The organism is Pseudomonas hamedanensis (assembly GCF_014268595.2).
GTDB classification, from domain to species: Bacteria; Pseudomonadota; Gammaproteobacteria; order Pseudomonadales; family Pseudomonadaceae; genus Aquipseudomonas; species Aquipseudomonas hamedanensis.
In genome coordinates this window covers 3167824-3193655 of record NZ_CP077091.1, presented here as the reverse complement: position 1 = coordinate 3193655, position 25832 = coordinate 3167824, and the positions used below count along the sequence as shown (strand labels likewise).

22 protein-coding genes and 1 other RNA gene are annotated in these 25832 nt (G+C 58.6%); 8 read left to right on the top strand and 15 right to left on the bottom strand.

Features of this window, described 5'->3' with window-relative positions; genetic code table 11:
- The first annotated feature begins 271 nt into the window (after positions 1–271).
- Positions 272–1705 (top strand): sigma-54-dependent transcriptional regulator, encoded by a 1434-nt coding sequence (locus HU739_RS13895; RefSeq protein WP_186547367.1) that lies wholly within the window; start codon positions 272–274, stop codon positions 1703–1705.
- A gap of 275 nt (positions 1706–1980) precedes the next feature.
- Here HU739_RS13895 and HU739_RS13890 read toward each other — a convergent pair whose 3' ends face one another.
- The 12 genes from HU739_RS13890 to HU739_RS13835 all read right to left on the bottom strand — a co-directional run bounded on the left by HU739_RS13890 (position 1981) and on the right by HU739_RS13835 (position 15946).
- Positions 1981–2283, bottom strand: coding sequence for a hypothetical protein (locus HU739_RS13890; protein WP_186547366.1), 303 nt, complete (start codon positions 2281–2283; stop codon positions 1981–1983).
- On the bottom strand, positions 2280–3260 hold the full coding sequence (locus tag HU739_RS13885; protein ID WP_186547365.1) for an integrase domain-containing protein: 981 nt from the start codon (positions 3258–3260) through the stop codon (positions 2280–2282). Before HU739_RS13885 ends, HU739_RS13890 begins: the two co-directional genes overlap by 4 nt.
- Complete coding sequence (locus tag HU739_RS13880; protein ID WP_186547364.1) at positions 3238–3597, bottom strand: hypothetical protein; 360 nt, start codon at positions 3595–3597, stop codon at positions 3238–3240. The genes HU739_RS13885 and HU739_RS13880 overlap by 23 nt, the downstream gene beginning before the upstream one ends.
- The gene (locus HU739_RS13875; RefSeq protein ID WP_186547363.1) at positions 3581–4981 is read right to left on the bottom strand and encodes a YfjI family protein; all 1401 of its coding nucleotides are present in this window, start codon (positions 4979–4981) and stop codon (positions 3581–3583) included. The genes HU739_RS13880 and HU739_RS13875 overlap by 17 nt, the downstream gene beginning before the upstream one ends.
- Positions 4982–6009: 1028 nt before the next feature.
- Positions 6010–7266, bottom strand: a complete 1257-nt coding sequence (locus tag HU739_RS13870) for an integrase domain-containing protein (protein ID WP_186547362.1) — start codon at positions 7264–7266, stop codon at positions 6010–6012.
- Positions 7267–7452: 186 nt separating this feature from the next.
- Positions 7453–7845, bottom strand: a transfer-messenger RNA (tmRNA) gene (gene ssrA / locus HU739_RS13865).
- Positions 7846–7939: 94 nt separating this feature from the next.
- Positions 7940–8218, bottom strand: coding sequence for a hypothetical protein (locus HU739_RS13860; protein WP_093104826.1), 279 nt, complete (start codon positions 8216–8218; stop codon positions 7940–7942).
- A 130-nt stretch (positions 8219–8348) separates the two neighbouring features.
- Entirely contained in the window at positions 8349–11159 is a 2811-nt protein-coding gene (locus tag HU739_RS13855) for an FAD-binding and (Fe-S)-binding domain-containing protein (protein WP_186547361.1), read from the bottom strand.
- Positions 11156–11827 (bottom strand): LutC/YkgG family protein, encoded by a 672-nt coding sequence (locus HU739_RS13850; protein WP_186547360.1) that lies wholly within the window; start codon positions 11825–11827, stop codon positions 11156–11158. The genes HU739_RS13855 and HU739_RS13850 overlap by 4 nt, the downstream gene beginning before the upstream one ends.
- Positions 11827–13281: a LutB/LldF family L-lactate oxidation iron-sulfur protein gene (locus tag HU739_RS13845; RefSeq protein WP_186547359.1), complete on the bottom strand. Its 1455-nt coding sequence runs from the start codon at positions 13279–13281 to the stop codon at positions 11827–11829. The genes HU739_RS13850 and HU739_RS13845 overlap by 1 nt, the downstream gene beginning before the upstream one ends.
- Positions 13278–14102 carry a (Fe-S)-binding protein gene (locus HU739_RS13840; protein ID WP_186547358.1) on the bottom strand — a complete coding sequence of 275 codons (825 nt, stop codon included), beginning with the start codon at positions 14100–14102 and terminating at the stop codon, positions 13278–13280. The genes HU739_RS13845 and HU739_RS13840 overlap by 4 nt, the downstream gene beginning before the upstream one ends.
- Before the next feature lie 149 nt (positions 14103–14251).
- Positions 14252–15946: a lactate permease LctP family transporter gene (locus HU739_RS13835; RefSeq protein WP_186547357.1), complete on the bottom strand. Its 1695-nt coding sequence runs from the start codon at positions 15944–15946 to the stop codon at positions 14252–14254.
- 263 nt (positions 15947–16209) lie between these two features.
- On the opposite strand from HU739_RS13835, the gene HU739_RS13830 reads away from it, so the two are divergent.
- Positions 16210–16977, top strand: a complete 768-nt coding sequence (locus tag HU739_RS13830; protein WP_007915207.1) for an FCD domain-containing protein — start codon at positions 16210–16212, stop codon at positions 16975–16977.
- Positions 16978–17116: 139 nt separating this feature from the next.
- Here the strand turns inward: HU739_RS13830 and smpB are convergent, their stop codons facing one another.
- The gene (gene smpB / locus HU739_RS13825) at positions 17117–17599 is read right to left on the bottom strand and encodes an SsrA-binding protein SmpB (RefSeq protein WP_007915208.1); all 483 of its coding nucleotides are present in this window, start codon (positions 17597–17599) and stop codon (positions 17117–17119) included.
- Positions 17600–17718: 119 nt separating this feature from the next.
- Between smpB and HU739_RS13820 the strand changes: the two genes are divergently transcribed.
- From HU739_RS13820 to HU739_RS13810, 3 genes are read left to right on the top strand one after another with little or no spacing between them, the layout of a single operon-like run.
- Positions 17719–19122, top strand: a complete 1404-nt coding sequence (locus HU739_RS13820) for a sodium-dependent transporter (RefSeq protein ID WP_186547356.1) — start codon at positions 17719–17721, stop codon at positions 19120–19122.
- Between the two features lie 7 nt (positions 19123–19129).
- On the top strand, positions 19130–19564 hold the full coding sequence (locus HU739_RS13815) for a type II toxin-antitoxin system RatA family toxin (protein ID WP_186547355.1): 435 nt from the start codon (positions 19130–19132) through the stop codon (positions 19562–19564).
- Positions 19565–19568: 4 nt separating this feature from the next.
- Complete coding sequence (locus HU739_RS13810; RefSeq protein WP_186547354.1) at positions 19569–19871, top strand: RnfH family protein; 303 nt, start codon at positions 19569–19571, stop codon at positions 19869–19871.
- A gap of 60 nt (positions 19872–19931) precedes the next feature.
- On the opposite strand, the gene HU739_RS13805 is transcribed toward HU739_RS13810, so the two are convergent.
- Positions 19932–20459, bottom strand: coding sequence for an outer membrane protein assembly factor BamE (locus tag HU739_RS13805; protein ID WP_186547353.1), 528 nt, complete (start codon positions 20457–20459; stop codon positions 19932–19934).
- Between the two features lie 97 nt (positions 20460–20556).
- Between HU739_RS13805 and fur the strand changes: the two genes are divergently transcribed.
- The gene (gene fur, locus HU739_RS13800; RefSeq protein ID WP_016771770.1) at positions 20557–20961 is read left to right on the top strand and encodes a ferric iron uptake transcriptional regulator; all 405 of its coding nucleotides are present in this window, start codon (positions 20557–20559) and stop codon (positions 20959–20961) included.
- A gap of 76 nt (positions 20962–21037) precedes the next feature.
- Here fur and recN read toward each other — a convergent pair whose 3' ends face one another.
- Positions 21038–22711 carry a DNA repair protein RecN gene (gene recN / locus HU739_RS13795; RefSeq protein ID WP_186547352.1) on the bottom strand — a complete coding sequence of 558 codons (1674 nt, stop codon included), beginning with the start codon at positions 22709–22711 and terminating at the stop codon, positions 21038–21040.
- A 240-nt stretch (positions 22712–22951) separates the two neighbouring features.
- Here recN and grpE point away from each other — a divergent pair, with 240 nt between their 5' ends.
- Together grpE and dnaK are read left to right on the top strand one after the other, a co-directional pair.
- Positions 22952–23518, top strand: a complete 567-nt coding sequence (gene grpE / locus HU739_RS13790) for a nucleotide exchange factor GrpE (protein WP_186547351.1) — start codon at positions 22952–22954, stop codon at positions 23516–23518.
- A gap of 102 nt (positions 23519–23620) precedes the next feature.
- The gene (gene dnaK / locus HU739_RS13785; RefSeq protein WP_039759567.1) at positions 23621–25537 is read left to right on the top strand and encodes a molecular chaperone DnaK; all 1917 of its coding nucleotides are present in this window, start codon (positions 23621–23623) and stop codon (positions 25535–25537) included.
- The last annotated feature ends 295 nt before the right edge of the window (positions 25538–25832 follow it).

Below are 25832 nucleotides of genomic sequence, written 5' to 3'. Positions count from 1 at the left end.
GGATTGCGTGAGTTTGTTTAGATAGATCTTTTCAAAGTATTTGGGCATAAATGAGATTTGGATTATGTGAAATGTAGAAACAATTAACTAACCTTTCTGCCATGATTAATGCATTCTTGCATTTTAAATCGTTCCCTCTAGCTAATTTCACGGCATTGCCTCATTATGGTCTCATTAGGGGCGCAAGTTCTCGTTGCGGATGTCCCGATTCTGTGCTAGCGAAATGAATTTAGGTTGGGCAGATTTTATCCAAATAATCAAGAGGGTATGAATGTCTCATATTCTGATTGTTGAAGACGAAACTATTATACGCTCCGCCTTGCGCCGCCTGCTGGAACGTAACCAGTACCAGGTCAGCGAAGCCGGTTCAGTGCAGGAAGCACAAGAACGTTTCACTATTCCCACGTTCGACCTGATCGTCAGTGACCTGCGCCTGCCTGGCGCCCCGGGGACCGAGCTGATCAAGCTTGGCCAGGGCACGCCGGTGCTTATCATGACCAGTTACGCCAGCCTGCGGTCGGCGGTCGATTCGATGAAGATGGGCGCGGTGGATTACATCGCCAAGCCTTTCGATCATGACGAAATGCTCCAGACCGTCGCGCGCATCCTGCGTGACCGGCAATCGGCGCAGGTCAGCGAGCCGGTCGCCGGCAAAGCCACCAATGGCGCGGTCAAACCGGGTGTCGACAACAGCAACGGTGAAATCGGCATCATCGGCTCGTGCCCGCCGATGCAGGATCTGTACAGCAAGATCCGCAAAGTCGCGCCAACCGACTCCAATGTCCTGATCCAGGGCGAATCCGGCACCGGTAAAGAACTGGTGGCGCGCGCCCTGCACAATTTGTCCAAACGCGCCAAGGAGCCGATGATTTCGGTGAACTGTGCGGCCATTCCGGAAAGCCTGATCGAGTCCGAACTTTTCGGCCACGAAAAAGGCGCGTTTACCGGTGCCAGCGCCGGGCGTGCCGGGTTGGTGGAAGCGGCGGATGGCGGCACCTTATTCCTCGATGAAATCGGTGAACTGCCACTGGAAGCTCAGGCCCGCCTGCTGCGTGTGTTGCAGGAAGGGGAGATCCGCCGGGTGGGTTCGGTCCAGTCGCAGAAGGTTGATGTACGCCTGATCGCCGCGACTCACCGGGACCTCAAGAGCCTGGCGAAGATCGGCCAGTTCCGTGAAGACTTGTATTACCGCCTTCACGTGATCGCCTTGAAGCTGCCGGCCCTTCGCGAGCGCGGCGCGGACGTCAATGAAATTGCCACTGCATTCCTCGCGCGGCAGAGCGCACGGGTCAACCGTACCGATCTGAAATTCGCCCTGGATGCCGAACAGGCGATTCGGCATTACTCCTGGCCGGGTAACGTTCGAGAGCTGGAAAACGCAGTAGAACGTGCGGTTATCCTGTGCGAGAGCCCGGAGATTTCCGCCGAGCTGCTAGGTATCGACATCGAACTGAGCGATCTGGACGATGACGATTTCATTGGCCTGCCGCCACAACAGGGCAGCGCCGCCGGTAACAATAGCCATGAGCCGACCGAAGACCTGTCACTGGAAGACTACTTTCAGCACTTCGTTCTCGAGCATCAGGACCACATGACCGAAACCGAGCTGGCCCGCAAACTCGGGGTCAGTCGCAAATGCCTGTGGGAACGCCGTCAACGTTTAGGAATTCCACGTCGTAAGTCAACTTCATCTAATGATACTTGACGTTCGCTATCGTCAACGATCGAAGATGATTTTTTAATTTGGTCAATTTTTTAGTGGGATTGTTTAATGCTTCGGGCACTCTAGCTAGTTTGCGTACCTCTTTTGTTAATCTTTTTAGTGACAAGCAATTTACAATCAAAATGGTGGGTTTTCATTTATAAGCCGGAAGGGATATAGAGTAATTTATGGCCATTGCGGTGTTTTTCGAACAAACCATCATCAAGAAGCTATTCACGCTGAGATAGATTAAGGAGGAAGTGAGCGTTGTGGATTGCCTACTCGCGATTGTTCCTATCAGCGCGACAGACTGGTAGTTCGCGGTTGTTTCCTAATCGCTTCCAGACCAATAGAGCGGTGAGCCGATAGTAATACTGGGTGGCGTCGGATTTATCTCTCAGGCGCTGAGTGAGAAACCAGCTCACATGCTTGAGCCGCCAGGTCCAGGGATTGTCGCGCTGCCATCGTTGTTGAATGGCCGCTTGCATGATTCGGGCTTGCCGTAGGTGGCGTTGTTGCGTGACCTTCGAGCCGGTCAGTACGCCGCTCAGGAACAGCGCCATATCGAACGGTTTGGTCACGTTCGACCTCCAATGTAGGCCGAAACCACATCGATCCGGTTGTGCCCGAGCTCAACGCTGATCTGTTGTCGCGCCTGTTGATCAAGGTAGCGGTCAATGCGATAGCAGTGACCACCATTGACCGGTGCGGCATGGCCAGTGAGTTGCTCGTAACGTTCGCAGGCGTAGGCCGCTCGCAGTTCATGGAAACCCTTCAGCCCGTGTACATGTAGCATTTCGCGGGCGGGGAGCACGGTCTGTTGCAGGAACAAGGAGTAGCTTTCGTCTCGGGCCAGCAAATTGCGGCTGCCGGGTGGCGATGCCTTACGAGCAAGCTGCAATGCCGCTTTCACCGGTTCATTGGCCACAACCCATCGCTGTGCTGAAGCCCCTGAGCGGCCGCCTTTGGTGCCGTCCTGGATGTTGATGCGGCCTAATTGGTCGGCTTCGCGTTGCAGTCGTGGCAGGTCAGCCAGGATCGCTTCGCGTAGGCGCATACCGGTTGTTCGGGCCAAAAGGATAATCGCGGCCACCCGCTCGTGTTGCTGTTCGCCAAGCGCCTCAATCACTCGCCGCACCTGTTGATGGTCTTGGCCATTTGGCGCGCGGGTGCGTACGGTCGAACGCTTCTGTCCCAACGTCTGGCTCGGGCTGGCGATTCTCACGTCCTGATCACCGCGCAGCGCGGCGAGGGTGCGGTTAACGCTGCTCAGGCGGTTCTGCGCGGTAGCGATGCAGAGTTCACCTTGCTGGATCTGCTGGCGCAGGTAAGCGGCGTAGTCTTGCAGCGTCCGTCGATCGATTTGGCGCGCATCGTTGTAACCAGGGCCGTCCTCTGACCGACACCAACGCACGAACGCTTGCCAGCGATCACTATGCGCTTTGACCGTGGCGAAGTGGCCGCCGGCAAATAGATCGTTGAGCGCTTGTGGGCCGGCGTAGCTCAGCTGACGACCGTAGCCAAAGTTGCGACCGTCACGCCGACCGACCAAGGCCATTATCATCACCATTTTCGTTTGTTTGCAGAAAGCGCAGCAGGGCTTTCCAGTGAGGGCTGAGCCTGTCCACCTGCTGCCAGTGTGTCGGGCGGATCAGGAGAGCGTTCTGGTGGTGCTGCAGCAGTGCCCCTTCCTCACGCAGTTGCTCAATTAGTAGGGCGAGGTTGGCAGGCTCAAGAGGTGGTGTGGCGACAGCGGCGACAGTGGCGACAACCCGCGTTGTTCCCGGCTTGGCGCGTGGCGACAGGGTGGCGACAGAGGTGGCGACACACCGCGATTCTGGCTGCGCTTGATGTTGCGCCCGGTAACGGCGCACCGCGTCATTGAGGCGAAACATGACGGACCTCGAAAGTTCTTCCGTCGCGGCTACTCAGCCAGCGATGCGTGATCAGTACGACCAATAAAGATGCGGTATGGTCAGCGCTCTTGCGGGCAAAACGAGGACCGTTGCGATTGACGTCGCGGATGGTGAAGTGGGTCCAGCCTTTCTGCACCAACCAGCGCAGTAGCCGATCCGCCTCTTCGCATCGGTTATTGACTGGGGCCTGTTCGGTCAGGCGCTGAATCTCGGCCAGGTAGTAATCCATCAACGTGGAGGCGCGCTGGATGTGTGCGTCGTCCAACGCACTGGCCTCTTCAACCATGGCCAGCACACCCGCGATACGCAGTACATTCGCCGCGGCCTTGCCCGCGACAGACTGGACGCCGGCCAGCTCGCCGAACTCGCCAGACTGGCACTCGATGGTGTCGTGAATATCAATCCAGGCCCGACGGGCACGGGCAGTCAGTTCCAGCGTGGCGGGATTCAGTGATCCATCCTGGTGAAGCGACCAGGGTTGTTGCAGCAGGGCGGTGATCCGCTGTTGGTAGCGCTGGAGTTTGGCATCTCGGGTCAGGTCGATCGCCTTGTAGAGTCGCTGGCCGGCCAGGCGCTCGGGCCAACTTATCAGGCAACGGCCGAGGATGCCTTGGCCATTGATCACCGGGTCTTTGAACAGTTGATTGGCCAGGTAGGGCTGAAGCATGAGATGCAGGCTGAGACGGCGGTCATAGGCCCGCAGGCTTTCTCCAGCCATGGAGCGCGCCCGGTCAATCGGGCTGCCATCCCACAGTGTCGACAAGGTAGTGATCGCCTTGAGCCGATTCTCTTTGCTCATGGTGCTGCTGCCCAAGAACTGGCCGCCCTCATCATTGAACAAGCCCATGCTGGGCAAGCCCTGGCACAGACTTTTGACCAGGGCCTCAATGGTCGGTTCGGCAATGATCAGCCTCGGGGGTACCGGCTCAGATAGTTCGCTGCCTTCCGACTCCGCGTGTTTCTTTGCGGTTTTGGGTTTGGCCATGATGCTGGTAGCGGCGCGATAGGCTTTGAGCTTTTCCGCATACAGGGTCCACTGCTGGCGCTCCCAGTCGCGGGCTGCCTTCAGTGCCAGATGGTCCACCGCGCTTTTGCGATCACCCGAGGACGCCACCGTCAGTAGGTAGAGGGACAGCGGATAGCTTCGGCCATCGAGTTGGGCATTGGCATGGCCCTGGCTCACCAGGGCAGCGCTGGCCAGCACCGATTGCGCAGCCATGGCGCAGGGCACGCCGATCACCTCGGCCAGTCGTTCGACCGCCGGGCCCAACAATTCCCCGAGTGCTTCGACCGGGTAGGGCAGTGGCGCCTGCTGGTATTCCAGCAAGGGTTGTGGGGGCTCGAACGCTTCGCACAGTTGCATCACAATTCTCCTGAGATTATCGACGTCGTCCTCACTCATCCCGCCACGGTTGTTGAGTGTTATCAGGGATCAAGGCCCCTGCGACCTGTGAGGTTTGTCCACTAACGCGGGACTGACGGCTCCTTATGACCGGGAGCCGGGGCATCTCATGATCTGGCCTCCTGAACACCGATAGCGGCGGGCGGGTGGAGGCTGCACTGGCTGACGAGACCGGTGCCGCGAGATCCTGAGTCAGGTGAAGGCAGTGAGGCGATGACTGGGGCATGCCTGACTGTCAGTCAGGGGCAGTCCATTCCTTGGGCTGCGGCACCATCATCGGCATCGCTGTGGCGAGTGAGCATTCGGTGTTCGTCACGCCGATTGTCACGAGGGGGAAGGCCGCAAAGCCTTGTACGAGTTGGGCTGCAGCAGCGGTAGGAGCGCCCGTCTCTTTAGGGCGCAAAGAGACGGGCAACAGGTTGGCGCAAGAAATGGCCAAGCGGATAAGTTGCTGCAGAGCAGCCAGGGAGAGTATGAGCTGCCGCAGTGGGCATTCTGGAAGAAGTGGCATCCATCACATCGCTGTGACCGTGCGAGCCGCCGGACGCTAATCGCACTTGGGGGCGAACCACCACGGTATGGCGTAGCCTCAAAGGTTCTGGCTACCTGGGTGCTGTCGAGGACAGCGCTGGTACGGTTCTGGTTTAGCGCTCGTTCTGCTCGTGGTCAACCGTATTTTAGGGGCGGCTGTTGCGCCAATCGGTAACGGTGGACGACCTTGGAAACCGGTGGTTTTCCATGGCCGGGTGGTCGTTCGTCGGTTTTCAATGTGAGCCCCTGCGAGTGGGAATGCGGAGCCTTCCCGCTCGCGTGGGCTTGGCCGATAAAGCCCCACGAGCGAGACTTGTAACGGCGACAGTCGCCACTTCTGTCGCTATGCTGCAGGCCAGGTATTACGCGGGTTGTCGCCGGTGTCGCCGTTGTCGCCAAATCAAGCACCACTCCATCTGGGGAGTCATTCTCGGTTACTGGCGGCGTCCTGTGAGCGCTCACCGTATCGGCACGACGTTGTGGTCCCTGGTTTGATTGATCGCAGATGCCGACAGGTTGCCAGTGGCCGCTTTCTGGATGTGCTCACTCCACCAAGCCATCATCGGACGCCGGCGCTCGATGTAGTCCGCTCGGTTGTAAGCGCTTCGGACTTCGTCCTTGTCGACATGCGCCAGCGCGACTTCGATCAGCTCCGGATCCCACCCATGCTCATTCAGGATGGTGCTGGCCATGGAGCGCATGCCGTGACTGACCAAGCGGTCCTGAAAGCCCATGCGTTTCAACGCCATGTTGGCGGTCTGGCTATTAGCGTGGGTACGCGGGTTTCTATCTGCCGGGAACACGTATTCTCTGTGGCCGCTATGGGGCTTGAGCGTCTCCAGTAACGCGAGTGCCTGTTCAGTCAGCGGGATGGTATGCGGGCGACGCTTTTTCATGCGCTCCGGTGGGATGGTCCAAATGCGTTTGTCGAAATCGATGTCTGCCCACCGAGTGGTGGCTGCCTCGACAGGGCGGGTCATCGTGTGCAACTGCCATTCGATCAGACAGCGCGTGACTCGCTTGATGCTGGCATTCGCGATTTCCATCATGAGCTCCGGAAGCTCGTCAGGTCGTAGCGCGGCCATGTTCTCTTTCCTGGGTTTCTTGAACACCGCCCGAATGCCACTGAGGGGGTTCGCAAAGATCAGTCCTGAATTGACCCCGTAGGTCATGATCTCGTTGAGTCGTTGGCTCAGCCGCTTCACTGTTTCGAGGCTGCCTTTGGCCTCAATCGGGCGAAGGAGCTTGATCACCATAGGAGCACTGACTTCAGAAAGCGGCGTCGATTTCATGCTAGGAAAAACATGCAGCGTGAGTGAACGCCAAATGTCCTCGGCATACGCTGGCGTCACTGAGTCTTTCTTCAGTTCGAACCAGGCGGTGGCTATCTTCTCGAAGGTGTGTTCGGTCTCAGCCAGTCTGGCTTGCCTTTGCTCATCGCGCTGGGCTTTGGGATCAATGCCTTGAGCAAGTAGCTCTCGCGCCTCGACTGCTTTCTTCCGAGCATTCGCTAATGAGAGGTCGGGGTATGGGCCGAGCGCCATATTAAGACGGCTTCTGGTCAACGGCTCGCGATAATTGAAATTCCACATCATCGAGCCACTGGCGCGTACTCGAAGCTGCAGGCCGTCGCCGTCGCTGAGGACGAAGTCTTTACCAGTTGCCTTGACTGCCTTGAGCTGGCGATCGGAGAGGCGGGTTGCGTTAGTAGGCATGGGGGCTACCTCCAGCACCGTTTTGGTATCCTGAAAGTAGCATTTGGCAGCCCGGGATACCACCTGGGATACCAAAGCGCCTGGAACTCAGAAATCCTCAAAAGTCCTCGGAAGCCCTGGAAGCCGCGTATTTACTGGATTTAAGGCACAAAAAAAGACGTCCGTGGACGTCTTTAGATGATGAAGTGGTGGAGCCGGGGGGATTTGAACCCCCGTCCGCCAGTACTCCGCTGTCGGTACTACATGCGTAGCCGTGTCTATTAAGTTAACCCTCAGCGACCCGACGGGCAGGGTGCTTTGGGCGAGTTGTGTAAGTTTTAGCCGCTTCGTCCACAACGTACTGCACGGCGATTCTGTTCTATATGACAATCATTTTGGGTTTACAGACATCCCCTGATGATTGCTGGACCCGAAGGTACCAGAAGGGAAGGCTAAGGCTGCTTACGCAGCGAGAGCGTATTCCCCGTAGGTTTCGTCATTGGCAACTATAAGAAGTTGCAACAGTGGATTTACGAGTTCTGTTACCAACTCGGCATGCACCTAAAGTTTCGCAACCGGCGTCGAATCCTAAACGGCCCCGAACTCATTGCTCAGTACAGCGTTTGAGCAACAAGCCTGCACAGTGTACGCCAATCAGCCCGCGAGGCCAACCCGAAGGTTGGCCTCGCGTTGATCAATTGTTGGTACCGGTGGCTTTGCGCATTTCCACGATGAGTTGCGAGGTTTCCGCAACGCAGTCGTCGATTTTGCCTTCGGCTTTGAGCGACTGGGCTCTGGCCACGCTGGTTTCAGCGCGCTGAACCAGCTCTGGTTTAGACGCCAACTGCGCCTTGGAATTGTTGATCGTCTGAATGTTGGCATCACACAAGTCAGCAGGCTTGTCAGCGGCGAACGAAGTGGAGGCCATCATCGAGGCAGTAACGAACAGACCTAACAGTACAGAACGCTTCATATGTATCTCCTTGAACTGAGGGATCCAGGCTTCGCTGACCGCAGGGCGAGCCACCGAATGGAGGAAAAGCCCCGATTTGTCGGGGCTTACTCTGTGGACTACCGCCTCGCTCAAGGGTTCTATTTTTTCTTCAGGCTGTTCTCGCCTGTGTCACCCGATCCACCAGATAAACCAGCCCGTGATAGTCAATCCCGCCGTGTTGCGTCAGGCCGATTTCGCACGTGCGGCTGGTGGAAATGCCTTCGCTGCAATGCTGCACCGCGTCCTTGAGCGTGCGCAGCGAATGGCTGTTCAGCTCCGGTGTGGTGAAGCCCTTGTCGCCGGCAAACCCGCAGCAATGAATGCCCTCGGGAATCACCACGTTTTTGCTGCATTTGCGCGCCAGATCGATCAGCGCCTGGCTTTCGCCGAGATGCTGCGTGCTGCACGTTACGTGCACGGCAATCGGCGCGTCCTGCGGTGTGAAATCGAGGCGATCCATCAGATGCGTACGAATGAAGCGCACCGGATCGTACAGATCCAGTCGCGTTTCGCCGATGTCCTGAACCAGCCGCAACGTACACGGGCTGGTGTCGCAATAGATCGGATCGAGGCCGCCGCGACTGGCGTGGAGCAGGGCGCTGATCAGTTCCTGGCGCTTGTGCTCGGCTTGTTCGGCGTAGCCTTTCGAGGCGAAGGGCTGGCCGCAGCAGAGGTTGTCTTGATTGTCGGGAAAGACGACTTGGTAGCCGGCCTTTTCCAGCAGGCCGCGGGTTTTGTCGTACAGCGACATTTGCTCTTTGTCGCGCGCCGCCGGGCCCATGACGCGCGACACGCAAGCGGCCAGATAAACCACTCGCGGACGCTCGTCCGCCACGCTCGGGCTGAAGCGAATGGCTTTTTCCGGTTGCGGCATGGCGTTGGTCCACAGCGGGACCTGGCCTTTTGACAAGCGCGTCAGGGTTGCCGACAGCTTCGCCAGACGCGGTGCGCCAAGGAGCATCCGCGCGCCGTTGGCGACGTGCAGAGTGAAGCGCGCGCCTTGCAGGGTCTTGGCGAAATTTCCTTCGATCCAGTCAGCGGTTTTCTGGTGGGTGGCGTGTCGGCCACGCAACTTTTTCACCAGTTCGCCGGTGTTGATGCCTACAGGGCAGCGTTGCGCACAGAGACCGGTCGCGGCGCAGGTGTCGATGCCTTGGTAGTCGTAGGCTTTTTCCAGGTCGGTGGTGTCGACGCCTGCGCGTTTTTTCGCCTGGATATCGCGCCAGATTACAATGCGCTGGCGCGGGCTCAGGGTCAGGCCTTTCGACGGGCATACCGGCTCGCAAAAGCCACACTCGATGCACTTATCCACAATCTCGTCGGCTGCCGGCAGCGGTTTCAGGTGCTTGAGGTGGATCTGCGGATCTTCGCTGAGTACCACGTCCGGATTGAGGATGCCGTTCGGGTCGAGCAGGCGTTTGAGCTGCCACATCAGTTGATAGGCATCGCTGCCCCATTCCAGTTCGACGAACGGCGCCATGTTGCGTCCGGTGCCGTGTTCGGCTTTCAGCGAACCGCCGAATTCAACAGCGACGAGTTGTGCGACGTCGTCCATGAACGCTTGATAGCGTGCGACTTCTTCCGGGCTGTTGAAGCCTTGGGTGAAGACGAAGTGCAGATTGCCTTCCAGTGCGTGTCCGAAAAGGATCGCTTCGTCGTAGGCATGTTTGTCGAACAGCTCGATCAGGCGGTTAACGCCGATCGCCAATTGCTCGACCGGGAAGGTCACGTCTTCGATGATGACTGTGGTGCCGGTTTTGCGCACGGCGCCGACGGCAGGGAAGGTGTCTTTGCGAATGGCCCAGAGCCGGGCGTTTTCCACTGGGTCTTCAGTGAAGTCGACCTGCTTTTCAACGGGGAAGTTGCGCAGGGACGCCATGATCTGCGCCAATTGTTCCCGTAGCAAAGTAGACGAGGCCGCACGGGATTCGATGAGCAGCGCGCAGGCATTTTCCGACAGCAGTTGTACGAAAGCGGGCATGCCTTTTTTGTCCTGCACCGAGCGCAGACTGCGTCGGTCCAGCAACTCCACCGCTGACACTGGTTGGCTTTTCAGCACGGTAACCGCGTTGCAGCACGTTTCGACATCCGGAAACACGATCAGCGCCGAGGCCTTGTTCGGGTGGTCGATCACGGTGTCGTAGGTCACCGCGCTGATAAAGCCGAGCGTGCCTTCGGAACCGACCAGCAGGTGGCTCAAGATATCCACAGGCTCGTCGAAATCCACCAGGGCATTGAGCGACAGGCCGGTGGTATTTTTCAGACGGTATTTGTGGCGGATTCGCGCGGCCAGTTCGGAATTGGCGCGGGTCTCGCGGCCCAATGTCGACAGGCGTTCGAGCAGATCGCCGTGGCTCGAACGAAACGCCGCAACGCTGGCAGCGTCTTCGGTATCCAGACGCGTGCCGTCAGCCAGCACCAGACGAATCCCGGCCAGCGTGTGATAGGTATTCTGTGCGGTGCCGCAGCACATGCCGCTGGCGTTGTTGGCGACAATGCCGCCGATCTTGCAGGCATTGATCGACGCCGGATCGGGACCGATCTTGCGCCCGAACGGCGCCAGCCAGGCGTTGGCTTGCGCGCCGATCACTCCGGGTTGCAGGCGGATCTGCGTGCCCTGGCCGCGAATCTCCCGCGCGTTCCAGTTATCCCCAAGCACAATCAACACAGAATCGCTGATCGCCTGCCCGGACAGGCTGGTGCCGGCGGCGCGGAAGGTCACCGGCACGTTGTCGCGCTGGGCCAGTTTCAGCAGCGCCACCACTTCGTCTTCGGATTCGACGCGGATCACCAGTTTCGGGATCAGCCGATAGAAACTCGCATCGGTGCCAAAGGCCAGGGTCGACAGCGGATCGTCAAAGCGGCGGTCCGCCGGAATCAGTTGCTCGGCGTCACGCAGGAAAGCAGCAGGAAGACTCATTGGTCCTCCAGAATCAGCACCACAAGGTCTTTCGGGCCATGCGCGCCGTACGCGAGGACCTGCTCAATATCGGCGGTTTTCGACGGGCCGGAGACCAGCAGCGCGTTGGTCGGCATGCCTTGCGCCCATTCGAATTCCTGTTGCACCTGATAGAAGTTGTCGCGGATCTCGCTGGCCTTGAGCAGGGCGAAATGGATGGGTGGCACCAGGCTCATCAAGCGCGGTTCTTCGCGGGTGGGCCAGATGATCAGGCTGCCGGTGGCGGCGATGGCGCCGAGGGTGCCGGTGAGGCTGGCCGGGGTGTCGTTGAACAGCTCGGCTTTCCACTCTTCCATCGGCCGGTCGTAGGATTTCAGTGCCGGGAGATCAGGATTATTCGCCCAGTACTGTGTGATGCGTTGCCCATGCGGCGTGGTCGGTGCGATCAGCAGGCTCGGCAATTGGCGGTCACGCAGCAGTTGCGCAAGCAGCGCTGGCCACTCGGCACCTGAGGTCAGGTGGATTTCGGTGTGCACCGCTTCCATCAGTTTGCGCAGTTGCGGGATGCGTTGTTCGGGGCTGTAGGTAAAAGGCTGCGTCACCAGATCGACATCGAAGTCATCAGCGATCGGTGTGGTGCCCGTCAGACTTTTCCGCAGTTTGCCGAGGATATTTTGCTTGGCGCTCATCAGCGATCTCCCTGTTTGGCCTGATGCTCGCGGGCCATGTCATGCAATGAACGCGCGGCGGGTTTTGGTGCGCTGTGGTTCTGCGTCCAGGGACCGACGTTTTTCGGCGTCAGTGCGCGCAGGCGAGTGGCGAAAAAAATGAATAGTCGGTACAGCGCCGGCGAGCTATTGAGCTTGGCCCAGGCGTTCCAGATAAACCGCTCCTTGCGCGAATACTTGCTGCCTTGGCCGCGCATCACCTGATTCGGTGCGTCCGGGGCTTTGACGTTTTCTTCGCGCAGACGCCGCAGGATGGCCGGGATCGGAATTTTTACCGGGCAGACCTCACCGCATGCACCGCATAGCGAAGACGCGCTCGGGTGATCTGGCACTTTCGCGAGGCCGACCATGTGCGGGGTGATGATTTTGCCGATCGGACCTGGATAGACCTCGCCGTAGGTGTGGCCACCGACGCGGGTGTAGACCGGGCAATGATTCATGCAGGCGCCGCAGCGGATGCAATTGAGGGTCTGGCGCAATTCGCTGTCGGCGAAGGCCTGGCTGCGACCGTTGTCGAGCAGCACCAGGTGCACTTCTCGCGGGCCGTCGAGTTCATGCTCCTTGCGCGGTCCGGAGATCATGTTGACGTAAGTGGTGATCGGAATGCCCAGCGCCGAGCGCGTCAGCAGTGACAGCAGCGGCACCACGTCGCGCAGGTTTTCCACGACTTTTTCGATGCCGGTGACGGCGATGTGCACGGGGGGCACGGTGGTGGTCATGCGCCCGTTGCCTTCGTTTTCCACCAACAGCAGGGTGCCGGTTTCGGCCACGGCGAAGTTGACGCCGGAGACGCCGATGTCCGCTTCGAAGAATTTCTGCCGCAGGACCCTGCGACCGATCTGAATGAGTTGGTCAACGTCCTTGGTGTATTCCACGCCAAGTTTGTCGTGGAACAAGGACGCGACCTGACCGGCATTCTTGTGGATCGCCGGCATAATGATGTGTGAAGGCTTCTCGTGGTCGAGCTGGACGATGTACTCCCCCATGTCGGACTCCAGACATTCAATGTCCCGAGCCTCGAGGAAATGGTTCATCTCCATCTCTTCGCTGACCATCGATTTGCCCTTGATCACTTGCCGCGCCTCGTGAGCGCGGATGATCGATAAGACGATGCCATTGGCCTCGTCCACCGTTTCCGCCCAGTGCACTGTCACACCGTTGCGGGTCAGGTTCTGTTCAAGTTGCTCAAGCAGATCGGGCAACCTGGACAGCGCGCGGGCCTTGATCGAATTGCCCAGTGCGCGCAAGTGTTCTCTTTCGTGGGCATCGCTGAAAGCCGCTGCCCGCTTGGTCATCAGTGAATCCATGGCCGTGCGGAAGTTGTTCCGCAACTGCGCATCGCCCAGGGCATTGTGTGCCCGGGTGCGAAAATCTTCTTCTACAGCGACCGTAGGAATTATCGCTGAGGTGCTCATTGCGCACCTCCGGATCGCTGCCAGAGGAAGCTGGCCAGGTGTTGGCCGCGCAACGCTTCCTGCTGTTTCTCCAGTGCGCCGTTGATGTTCATCAGACAGCCGCAGTCGGCGCTTAGTACCTTGTGCGCGCCGGATTCCTTCAACGCTCGGGTCTTGTCAGCCACCATCGCGCCGGAAATGTCTGGCATACGGACGCTGAATGTCCCACCGAAGCCACAGCATTCGCTTTCGTGATCGTGGTTGACCCGCTCCACGTTGCTCAACTGCGCCAACAACTCGCGGCCGTGCAGGTGGGTGTTCATTTCGCGGCGCGCCGAACACGAAGTGTGCAGCGCGACTTTCACCGGTTCGCCGCTGTCCTTGAGCTGCACCTTGCAGACGAACAGCAGAAATTCGGCCAGTTCATAAGTGCGCGCTGCGAGAGCCTGCACCTGTTTCAACGTTTGCGGCTCGTCCTTGAACAAGTCGGCGTAATGTTCGCGCAGCATGCCGGCGCAGGAACCCGACGGCACCACCACCGGATAATCCCCGGCGAACAGCGCCAGTTGCGAGCGCGCCACCGTCCGCGCCTGCTCGGTGTAACCCGAGGTGTAGGCCGGTTGCCCGCAGCAACTCTGCCCTTGCGGGTACTCAACCCGAATCCCTTCACGCTCCAGCAGACGGATCGCGTCCATCCCGGCTTCGGGGTAGAACAGGTCGACCACACACGTGCCGAACAGATAGACCCGCGACGGTTTCTCGCTGGGGTATTGCCGAGGTTCGGGCAGTGGCGGTGCCACGCGAGTCGCGTTCGGCACAGCGTTGTAAAAAAGCTCGCTCATCAGGCGTGTCTCCGGGTGGGCCCGGTTATCCGTCTGCTGCGGCTGCTGAATATAAAGCGCGTTGCTTTCAGCAGCCTTACAGACCCGGTGGTGAATGGCTGACGCCGGATCACGGGCCGGCGTCGGTTTTTTCCGTGTTGTATGTAGTCTTAATGCACCAGCATGCCGGTGAACCAGTAGGCCTGAGCCAAGGTGATCAAACCGACAATCGTTGCAAAGAATAGGCTGTGCTTGAGGGTGAAGCGGAACAGATCCGATTCCTTGCCGACCAGACCGGTTGCGGCGCAGGCCACGGCGATCGATTGCGGCGAAATCATTTTGCCGGTCACGCCGCCGCTGGTGTTTGCCGCTACCAACAGGGTGTCGTTGACGCCGATCTGGTGCGCGGTGGTCGCTTGCAGCGAACTGAACAGCGCGTTGGACGAAGTATCGGAGCCGGTCAGGAACACGCCCAGCCAGCCGAGGAACGGCGAGAAGAACGGGAACGCAGCGCCGGTTCCGGCCAATACCAAAGCCATGGTCGAGGACATGCCGGAGTAGTTGGTGACGAAGGCGAACGCCAGCACCATGCCGATCGACAGGATCGGCCAGCGCAGTTCGTAGAACGTCTCTTTCAAAGTGGTCAGACCAGTTTTGAAATTGATCTTCAGCACCAGCATCGAAATCAGTGCGGAGAAGAAAATCGCCGTGCCGGTCGCGGAAATCGGATCAAGTTTGAATACCGCCGGGATGGCCGTCGGGTTGGCTACGATTGGCGCGGTTTTGATCACCAGTTGGTCAAGATGCGGAATGGCGAAATTGAAGACCCAGCTGTACATCGAGCCGCCCGCTGCGAACATCGCTTTGAAGGGCTTCAGTGTCCAGATCGTCACCAGTACGGTGAGGATCAGGAATGGCGACCAGGCCTTGATAATTTCACTGAGGCTGTAGGGCGAAGCCACGGTCGTGCGCTTCTGGCCGAAACCGCCGACGCTGGCGCTGACCACCGAGGCGGACACGGCGCCGACGATGTGCTGGCCGGCGGCGCGTCGGGGTTGCCAGACTTTCAGAAACAGGGTCAGGGAAATCAGGCTGGCCAGGGCCGAGGTGATGTCCGGCAGTTCCGGGCCGATGAAGTTGGACGTGAAGTACTGAGTGATGGCGAAGCTCAAGCCTGCCACCAGCGCGGCCGGCCAGGTTTCCCGCACGCCGCGCAGGCCGTCCATCATGAACACCAGCCAGAACGGCACGAACAACGACAACAGTGGCAGTTGGCGGCCGGTCATGGCGCCGATCTTGAACGCGTCGATACCGGTGACCTGGCCTGCGACGATGATCGGAATCCCCAAGGCACCGAACGCGACCGGCGCAGTGTTGGCGATCAGGCACAGACCGGCGGCGTACAGCGGATTGAAGCCCAGTCCTACAAGGAGTGCGGCAGTAATCGCCACCGGCGCGCCGAAACCGGCGGCACCTTCCAGAAATGCGCCGAAGCAGAAGCCGATCAGCAGCACTTGCAGGCGCTGGTCGTCAGTAATCGACAGGACCGAGCTGCGGATGACTTCGAACTGACCGCTTTTCACCGTCAGTTTGTAGAGGAACACCGCCGCGACAATGATCCAGGCAATCGGCCACAGACCGTAAGCGAAGCCATAACCGGCAGCGGCGAACGCCATGTCCACCGGCATTTGGAAGGCGAAAATTGCCACGGCAATCGATAGGGCGAGGGTGATGCTGCCGGCCACGTGGCCTTTGAGGCGGAACACCGCCAGCGCGAGGAAGAAAAATACGATGGGGATGACGGCCGCGAGAGCGGAGACGCCGAGACTGCCGAGCGGGCTGTAGAGCTGTTGCCAGGTTTGCATAGTGGGGTGGCCCCTAATTGTTGTTGGTCAGGCACTGTCAGCGTTCTTGGATAATTGGTAAGACCAATTTACAATCGCTGTTGGCTAGGGTAAAAGCCTTGATGGCGGTGTGTCAATTTGCCGCCCTGAAACTTTCGTCGAAGATGCGGTGCAGAAGGCAACTGATCCGGTTTGGCGAAGTGGCGTCTGGCAGGTGTGGGCGGCGCGCGGATAGGCCAGAATAGACAGCCCGGCGAGCGGTCGGGATCGTGGAGAAATGAGTTATGGGCTTTGATCAGATTCGGCAGCGCCGTTTGTCTGACGATATTGTCGAGCGCCTTGAAGGGATGATCCTCGAGGGCACGCTGAAGTCGGGCGAGCGGCTTCCGGCGGAGCGCACACTGGCCGAACAATTTGGCGTATCACGCCCGTCATTGCGTGAGGCGATCCAGAAGCTGGCGGCCAAAGGCTTGCTGGTCAGTCGTCAGGGCGGCGGCAACTATGTGGTGGAATCCCTCGGCTCGACGTTCAGTGATCCGCTGTTGCAATTGCTCGAAAGCAATCCCGAGGCGCAACGGGATTTACTGGAATTTAGACATACTCTGGAGGCATCGTGCGCCTATTACGCCGCATTGCGCGCCACCGATGTTGATCGCGAGCGGCTGACCGCCGCGTTCGAAGAGCTCCAGGATTGCTATTCGCGTCATGACGAAGTGAGCCGGGCCGAGGAAGGCGCGGCGGATGCGAAATTTCATTTGGCGATTGCCGAGGCCAGTCATAACGCCGTGTTGCTGCACACCATTCGCGGGCTGTTCGATCTGCTCAAGCGCAACGTCGTGACCAACATTGGCGGCATGTACAAGCAGCGCACGGAAACCCGCGACATGCTGATTACCCAGCACCGCGAATTGTATCTGGCGATTATCGAAGGACGGGCGGAGCAGGCGCGTGAAGTGTCCAGCCGACATATTTTGTATGTGCAGGAAGTGCTTGAAGAGGTGAGGCAGGAGGTTCAGCGCATGGCTCGGGCGGAGCGGCGCAAGGGGATGTGAGGTGGCAGATTAATTGTGGCGAGGGAGCTTGCTCCCGCTGAGGCGCGCAGCGGCTCTCGCTTTTATCGATAATCGCGAGAACCAAATGCGCCTGCTGCGCAGTCGAGCGGGAGCAAGCTCCCTCGCCACAGGCCGGGAATCAGTCTTCCTTGCCCTTGTTGCGCACCGCACGTTGCAGTTCACGACCGGCATCGCGCTCGCGCTCGGTGTCACGCTTGTCGTATTCCTTCTTGCCCTTGCCCAGAGCGATCTCGCACTTGACCATGTGCTTGCTCCAGTACCAGGACAGGCAGACGCAGGCGTAACCCTTTTGCTGCACGGCGGCGGCGAGCTTTTCCAGCTCGCGGCGGTTGAGCAGCAGCTTGCGCGTGCGCACCGGGTCGGCGATGACGTGGGTACTCGCGGTCATCAACGGCGTGATGTGGCTGCCGAGCAACCATGCTTCGCCGTCCTTGAGCAGCACATAGCTGTCGACCAGCTGTAGCTTGCTCGCCCGCAGACTTTTTACTTCCCAGCCGGCCAGGACCAGACCAGCCTCGAACTTGTGCTCGATGAAGTAATCGTGTCGCGCCTTTTTGTTCTGCGCGATGGTCCCTGTTGGGTGTTTCTTCTGTTTAGCCATAGGGGCGGCATTATATGGAGTTGTTTGGCTGTCGGCTACGGTGTTGCTGCGTGCTTGAGCAGGTTGAGTGAATCCCGGACAATGCGGCCTCTTTTTCTAACGCTTGGGCGTGATAAACGATGTCGACAGACAAGGTTTCTGTCCACGGCAGTTGGGCTAGCCGCTGGGTATTCATACTCGCCGCGACCGGTTCGGCCGTGGGACTGGGTAGTATCTGGAAGTTCCCGTACATGGTCGGGGTCTACGGCGGCGGTGCGTTTGTACTGATGTTCCTGGCGTGCATCGCGCTGATCGGCGTCCCTGTCATGCTCGCCGAAACCCTGATCGGCCGGCGTGCGCGGCAAAGTCCGGCGAATGCCCTGAAGGTCCTGGCGCTGGAAGCCGGGCACTCGGCCAAATGGTCGTGGGGCGCGTTTGCCGGGATGATCACGGCGTTGCTGATTCTGTCTTTCTATAGCGTGGTTGGCGGCTGGTCGCTGGATTACATCGTCGATATGGGTCGCGGAGATTTTCAGGGCGCGACGGCTGATCAGGTTGGCGCGTACTTCGGCAATGTCATCTCCAATCCGTGGCGCCTGACACTTTGGCACACGATTTTTATGCTGCTGTCGGCCTATGTGATCGCCAAAGGCGTCGTCGCCGGGCTTGAGCGCAGCCTGCGGATCATGATGCCGTTGCTGTTCGTGATGATTCTGGTGCTGCTGGGTTACAGCATGACCACCGGGCATTTCATGGAAGGCGTGCATTTCATGTTCGACTTCCACCCGGAAAAAGTCCTCGACGGCCTGCTGCCGGCGATGGGGCACGCGTTCTTCTCGCTGAGCGTCGGGGTCGGCTCGATCATGATCTATGGCGCCTACATGCCGAAGAACACCTCGCTGTCGGGCACGGTTGTTGGCGTGGCGTTGCTGGATACCTTCGTTTCACTGGTGGCCGGTCTGGCGCTGTTTCCTATTGTGTTCGCCGCTGGCCTGAACCCAAGTGAAGGCCCGGGCCTGATGTTCGTCAGCCTGCCATTTGCTTTTGGTAATGTATTTTTCGGCCAATTGATGGGCGTAGTGTTCTTTGTGCTGGTCGCGGTGGCAGCCTGGAGTTCGGCGATTTCCTTGCTCGAACCGATGGTGGCTTATCTGGTTGAACGCACGAAAATCAGCCGCACCTGGGTGACTTTCTGGCTGGCGTTCACCTGCTGGTTCGTTGGTCTGGGCACCGTGTTCTCCTTTAATATCTGGAAGGAGGCCAAGTTTTTCGTGAACGAAGGCGGGGTATTCAGCCTCTACCAATGGGGTGCGCAGAGCGGCCTGGACTTCTTCGGCGTGATCGATTTCTTCACCTCGCGGATCATGTTGCCGTTGGGCGGCCTGTGCTTCGTACTGTTCGCCGGGTGGGTGATGGGGCGCGAAGCGGTACGTGACGAATTGTCGATCCGCAATCCGTTGCTGTTTGCCCTGTCTTTGTTCTTGATGCGCTACGTGGCGCCTATCGGCATTCTTGTAGTATTTGCCGCTCAGCTCTGGAAGTAACGCTTACATGACGACACATATTCAACGATCGGCGCTGCTGCCTTACCCGGCGCAATTTCTCTACGACCTGGTCAACGACGTGGCGCGTTATCCGGAATTTCTGCCGTGGTGCTCGGAGGCCGAAGTGCTGGAAAGCTCGCCGGAGCACATGCGCGCCAGTGTCGGCGTGGCGAAGGGCGGCCTCAGTCAGCATTTCGTCACGCGCAATACGCTGGTGCCGGGGCAGTCGATCGAAATGAACCTTGAAGAAGGTCCTTTCAATCAATTGCACGGCGTCTGGGTATTCAAGGCGCTGAACGAAAAGGCCTGCAAGATCAGTCTGGATTTGTCCTTCGATTACGCCGGGCCGCTGGTGCGCGCTACGTTGGGCCCGCTGTTCAATCAGGCCGCCAATCAGTTGGTGGATGCTTTCTGCCAGCGCGCCAAGCAGATGCACGGTTGAGCCGATGATCGACATAGAAGTCGTCTACGCGGCGGTTGATCGGCAGGTTTTACGCGCGGTCAGCGTGGCTGAGGGCGTGACCGTTCGCGCGGCGGCGCAGGCATCGGGAATCGCGGCAGAGTTTCCTGAGCTGAATCTGGCGGAGTGTCCGCTGGGTATTTTTGGCAAAGTGGTTGCCGATGCCGATTCACGCGCGGTTCAAGCGGGTGATCGCATCGAAATCTACCGACCGTTGCTGGCCGATCCTAAAGAAGTACGACGCTTGCGCGCGGCGAAAGCGACCGAGGCCAAAGCCCGGAATACTTGATTGGCACAAACGGCAGGCAATAAAAAACCCGGAATCTCCGGGTTTTTATTATCTCGCGAATTACTGCGGCGAGGTGTCCAGCGGCTCTGGCGTTGGAACCGGTACGGTTTCCACACCATCGACTTCTTTCTGGATCTGATCCAGCATCGAACCGGGCTTGGCCGGTTTTTCCGCTGCTGGCTTCTCGGCGTTTTCAGCAGGCGCGGTCACGGTTGTGCCACTGTCCTTGCCGAGAATGGCTTCGTCACGGCTGACGCCCGGCATGAAGTCACCGGACAGGCTGACAAGCTGGTCGTTGGAATTGAAGATAACGCTGATGCGTTCCTGTTGGCGTTCACCGCCACCCGGTTGCAGGCTGTACAGATAATCCCAGCGATCGGCATGGAACGTGTCGGCAAGCAGAGGGTTGCCCATGATAAACCGTACTTGCGGCCGGGTCATTCCCGGGCGTAACTGGTCTATCATGTCCTGCGTGACGACATTGCCCTGCTGGATGTCGATTTTGTAAACCCCGGGGAATGAACAACCGGCGAGTGCGAGCAGTCCCACAAAGGTGAAACTGGTTAGCAAGAGCTTGGTGTTTTGCATCGGTGGGCGACTTCCACTATCTTGGCTGGGACAACGTAAACGCCGATCATACCCGCATTAAGAGAAGCTGCGAAGCAGCATCGCGAGAAAGCTGACCATGGTTGAAAATAGCGAACTACGCAAAGCCGGCCTCAAAGTGACCCTGCCACGGGTCAAGATCCTGCAAATGCTCGACTCCACCGAGCAGCGCCACATGAGTGCCGAAGACGTCTACAAGGCGTTGATGGAAGCTGGTGAGGACGTCGGTCTGGCCACGGTTTACCGTGTTCTGACTCAGTTCGAAGCGGCTGGCCTCGTGGTCCGCCACAACTTCGACGGCGGCCACGCGGTCTTCGAACTGGCTGATGGCGGCCACCACGACCATATGGTCAACGTGGAATCGGGTGAAGTGATCGAGTTCTTCGACGAAGAAATCGAGAAACTTCAGAAATCGATTGTCGAGAAGCATGGCTTCGAGATGGTTGATCACAACCTGGTGCTGTACGTACGCAAGAAAAAGTAAGCATGTCGCGCGAATTTTTTATTCGCGAAACGAACGAAGGCGACCCAAGGGTCGCCTTCGTGCTTTCTATTACTTGTTAAGCCTTCGCGGTCACTACCATTTTTTTCGCGTGGGCCAGGGACTCCTTGGTCAGATCGATACCACCAAGCATCCGCGCGACTTCTTCGATGCGCTCATTCTTGCTCAGCTTCGCGACGGCCGTGTGAGTCGCTTTTTCATCGCGGACCTTATGCACGAACAGATGCTGATGTCCCTGCGCCGCCACTTGCGGCAAGTGGGTCACGGTCAGCACTTGGCCACGATCACCGAGGCGCCGTAATAACTGGCCGACAATCTCGGCAGTCGGGCCGCCAATACCTACGTCGACTTCGTCGAATACCAGCGTGGGAACGCGAGACGTCTGTGCGGTGATCACCTGAATCGCCAGGCTGATCCGCGACAGCTCACCCCCGGATGCCACTTTTGCCAAGGCCTTGAGCGGTTGACCAGGGTTGGCGCTGACCAGCAGTTCGACCTGCTCCAGTCCGTTCGGCAGCAGTTCGTCGCTGTTATTGGCTTTCAATTCGATGGTGAACCGACCGCCAGGCATGCCCAGTCGCTGAATTTCCTGTTCCACCGCACTGGCGAGACCGCCCGCCGCCTGATGGCGAAGGTCGCTGAGTTCGCGTGCTTTCTGTTGATAGTGGCGGGCATAGGACGCCAGCTCTTCACCCAGGCGCTCGATGGATTCGTCATTGGCGTTGAGGGTTTCAATTTCATCCAGCAGCTTCTGTTGCATCTCGGCGACTTCGGTGGGCTGGATCCGGTGTTTACGCGCCAGGGTATAGATCGCGTCGAGGCGTTCTTCCAGGTATTGCAGGCGCGCCGGGTCGGCGTCGAAATTGTCGAGGAAGCGGTTGAGCTCGCCGACCGCTTCTTCAACCTGAATCTGCGCGCTGGTCAGCAGACTGCTGGCTTCGCCGAGTGCACCGACCGAGTTGTTCACGCTGGACAAGCGGTTGAGGCTCGCGGTGAGTGCATTGAGCACGTTGCCGGAATCGCTCTCGCTGCATTGCTCAACCACCTGTCGGCAAATGCCGAGCAGGGCTTCGGCGTTGGTCAGGTTCTTGTGTTCCTGCTCCAGTTGTTCCAGTTCGTTTTCGCCGAGGCCGAGGTTTTCCAGTTCTTCGAGCTGATAGCTGAGCAGTTGATGGCGGGCGCGTTGCTCATCGCCGGAATTGGAAAGGCGCTCCAGCTCTTGCCGGGTCTGGCGCCAACGCTGGGCGGCGAGTTGCACCTGGCGGGCCAGGTCGGTGGCGCCAGCGTATTCGTCGAGCAGGCGGCGATGGGTGTCGGTTTTCAGCAGCGACTGATGTTCGTGCTGGCTGTGGATGTCGATCAGCAATTCGCCAAGGGCTTTGAGATCGCCAAGCGGGCAGGGCGTGCCATTGATATAGCCGCGCGACCGGCCCTCCGAGGTAATGACCCGACGCAGAATGCACGGCCCGTCGATGTCCAGATCGCGCTCGGCCAGCCAGGCGCTGGCTTCGGGGATGTCCGCAAGGTCGAAGGTCGCCAGAATATCGGCCTTGTCGGCGCCCGGCCGCACCACGCCGCTGTCGGCACGATCGCCCAGGGTCAGGCCCAGCGCATCGAGCATGATCGACTTGCCGGCGCCGGTTTCCCCTGTGATCACGCTCATCCCGCGATCGAGTTCGAGATCGAGATGTTCAACGATGGCGTAGTTGTGTACAGACAGGTGCACCAGCATGACGGCCGCTCCCAGGCTTGAGGTCTGGTTATTTATACAGTGTTTTGTTTCGCCCTGACAATCACCTCCTTTAGCTCGATTTGCTTGAATGGAAGATCTTCTTAGCGCGTTCGGGAATGAGAAAGCGGCACTTTTTTGTAGGGTTAATTTTTCAAAGCCCTTGAAGCCTGATTTTGCGGCCCCATATACCGGGGCAGAAGCGCGAGTCAGGCTCGCGGACGAAATTGAAAGGAGAATTCCATGGCTGACGAACAGACAGTAGATACGCAAAACCCAGAAGCCAATCAGGCGCCGGAAGGTTCGGGGGATGACCTGGCGACCCGTGTGCAAGTGCTCGAAGAGCAATTGGCCGCCGCGCAGGATCAGTCTCTGCGTGTAGCTGCCGATCTGCAGAACGTCCGCCGCCGTGCCGAACAGGATGTCGAGAAGGCGCACAAGTTTGCGCTGGAAAAATTTGCCGGCGACCTGCTGCCGATCGTCGACAGCCTGGAGCGCGGTCTCGAACTGTCGAACCCGGACGATGAAAGCATCCGTCCGATGCGCGAAGGCATCGAGCTGACCCTGAAAATGTTCAACGACACCCTCAAGCGTTATCAGCTTGAAGCGATCGATCCGCATGGCGAACCGTTCAACGCCGTTCTCCATCAGGCAATGGCCATGCAGGAAAGCGCTGACGTCGAACCGAACAGCGTCCTGAAAGTGTTCCAGAAGGGCTATCAGCTAAATGGTCGCCTGCTGCGCCCGGCCATGGTCGTGGTCAGCAAGGCCCCTGCGCCAGTTTCGCCTTCGATTGATGAACAGGCTTGAAATTAGCCGCAAGGCCCCCATTTAGAAGTCAAGCGTTTAAGTGCTACCGCAGTTAGCCACCACTGCTGCGGCAACAAAATCCAAAGTTTCGGGAGAGTGAACATGGGCAAAATTATCGGTATCGACCTAGGGACTACCAACTCCTGCGTCTCCGTGCTGGAAAACGGCAAGGCTAAAGTTATTGAAAACGCTGAAGGCGCGCGTACCACGCCGTCGATCATCGCTTACGCCAACGACGGCGAAATTCTGGTAGGTCAGTCGGCCAAGCGTCAGGCTGTGACCAACCCGCACAACACCCTGTACGCAGTAAAGCGTCTGATCGGTCGTCGTTTCGACGAAGAAGTTGTGCAGAAAGACATCCAGATGGTCCCTTACAAGATCGTCAAGGCTGACAACAATGATGCCTGGGTTGAAGTGAACGGCCAGAAAATGGCACCGCCACAAATCTCGGCTGAAATTCTGAAGAAGATGAAGAAGACCGCCGAAGACTACCTCGGCGAGGCAGTGACCGAAGCGGTGATTACCGTTCCGGCCTACTTCAACGACAGCCAGCGCCAGGCGACCAAAGACGCCGGCCGCATCGCCGGTCTGGACGTAAAACGTATCATCAACGAACCGACCGCAGCCGCGCTGGCTTACGGTATGGACAAGGCCAAGGGCGATCACACCGTGATCGTTTATGACCTGGGTGGCGGTACGTTCGACGTTTCCGTGATCGAAATCGCTGAAGTTGACGGCGAGCACCAGTTCGAAGTGTTGGCCACCAACGGTGACACTTTCCTGGGCGGTGAAGACTTTGACATTCGTCTGATCGACTACCTCGTTGACGAATTCAAGAAAGAAAGCGGCATGAACCTCAAGGGTGACCCGCTGGCCATGCAGCGCCTGAAAGAAGCCGCTGAGAAAGCCAAGATCGAGCTGTCGTCCGCTCAGTCGACCGACGTCAACCTGCCGTACATCACTGCAGATGCCACCGGTCCTAAGCACCTGAACGTGAAGATCTCGCGTGCCAAGCTCGAAGCACTGGTTGAAGACCTGGTTCAGCGCACCATCGAGCCTTGCCGCATCGCCATGAAAGACGCCGGTATCGACGTTGGCGCGATCAACGACGTGATTCTGGTCGGTGGTCAGACCCGTATGCCACTGGTGCAGAAGCTGGTGACCGATTTCTTCGGTAAAGAAGCACGTAAAGACGTCAACCCTGACGAAGCCGTTGCCATGGGTGCCGCGATTCAGGGCGCTGTTCTGGCCGGTGATGTGAAAGACGTTCTGCTGCTCGACGTCAGCCCGCTGACCCTGGGTATCGAAACCATGGGTGGCGTGATGACCGCGCTGATCGAGAAAAACACCACGATTCCTACCAAGAAATCGCAAGTGTTCTCGACTGCCGACGACAACCAGGGCGCTGTGACCATTCACGTTCTGCAGGGCGAGCGCAAGCAAGCCGCACAGAACAAATCGCTGGGCAAGTTCGACCTGGCCGACATTCCACCTGCTCCACGTGGTGTGCCGCAGATCGAAGTTACCTTCGACATCGACGCCAACGGCATTCTGCATGTCGGCGCGAAAGACAAGGCGACCGGCAAGACTCAGTCGATCGTGATCAAGGCCAACTCCGGTCTGTCCGACGAGGAAATCGAGCGCATGGTGCGTGACGCCGAAGCTAACGCTGAGGAAGACCGCAAGTTCGAAGAGCTGGCCGCTGCCCGCAATCAGGGCGACGCACTGGTTCACTCGACTCGCAAGATGGTCGCTGACGCCGGTGACAAGGTCACTGCCGAAGAGAAGACTGCAATCGAAGCTGCAGTGGTTGCCCTGGAAGCCGCCGTCAAAGGCGACGACAAGGCTGCCATCGAAGCCAAGGTTGAAGAGCTGTCGAAAGTCTCCGCTCCGGTTGCTCAGAAGATGTACGCCGAACAGGCTCAGCCAGCTGATGGCGCGGCCCCGCAAGGCGAATCGGCTGAGAAGGCTGACGACGTTGTCGATGCCGAGTTCGAAGAAGTCAAAGACCACAAGTAAGTTGTTGGTCGCCCGGTTGACTGCCTTGCGGCGGTGACTGGTAGGATGTCGCCGCGCGGGAGCTTGCCTCCCGCGTTGGCGTATCTGGAATACGCGAATTTTTACAGCATGCGACAACGCTCGCTTGCTGGCGGTATGGCTGAAAATGCTCCTGCTTTTCTCGCCGCAGATACCGCATCAATCAAGACCAGGATCGTTGAATTGACGTGAGTTGGGTCCGGGCCTTAATGGGGGCTCAACGAGTTTGGCGAGGCTCAGGAGAGGTTTGCCGAACGTCCTTAAGGGTGCAAAGAAA